This is a genomic window from Bradyrhizobium sp. P2_E8, from assembly GCF_056403875.1.
Map to the genome: position 1 here is coordinate 1 of NZ_JBFUES010001806.1, position 693 is coordinate 693.

1 protein-coding gene is annotated in these 693 nt (G+C 63.5%); it reads right to left on the reverse strand.

All coding sequences use genetic code 11. The annotated features are described in order from the left end of the window. Nucleotides 1-490: 490 nt before the first annotated feature. On the reverse strand, nt 491-693 hold a 203-nt coding region (locus tag AC1D00_RS44030; protein ID WP_477015062.1), incomplete at its 5' end, for a hypothetical protein.

Below are 693 nucleotides of genomic sequence, written 5' to 3' on the forward strand. Positions count from 1 at the left end.
CGCCGAGTGTGGGGCGAACTGTCTCCCGCCGAGTGTGGGGCGAACTGTCTCCACACCGTCTTTGCGAGCACAGCGAAGCAATCCAGACTGTCACCGCGGAGGGATTCTAGATTGCTTCGCTGCGCTCGCAATGACGGAGTATGAGGTATGGGCTGGTTCTCCAGATGACACTGTCATTCCCCGCGAAGGCGGGGAATCCAGTACGCCGCAGCTTCTCGATTCAGTCACCGCCGTCTCRGAGTACTGGATCGCCCGGTCAAGCCGGGCGATGACWGCGAGCAGTTGGATGCAGACAYGCCTTCGCAGCCTCGCGGCGSAWTTCGCCCGAGCTTTGCTTCGTCGCTCTGCCCTCTAAGCCAAGAGGGCGCAGGGAAGGCCGGGTGCCAGCTGGCACCCGCGGTCTGCTGCGCAAAAGGCACACGCAGAAACCGCACAGCAGCATACAGGTGTAGCCAATCACTCGGCCTTCCCTGCGCAGTGGTTGGACGGCTTATGCCGTGCTCTCCCGGGAGCCGAGTTCGTTCTGGCCTCCCTCGCTCTCGCGAAAGTCGCCGGCATCGCGCCGGTTGACGCGACTGCCGCATTCGCAAGAGCTTGACCGTAGCAACGACGGCCAGGACCACACGGTTTTGCCGTACGCACGGCCCGCCATTTCGCCGCGGTTTTCCCAGCCCTGTCGACGGAGCCGGAAAC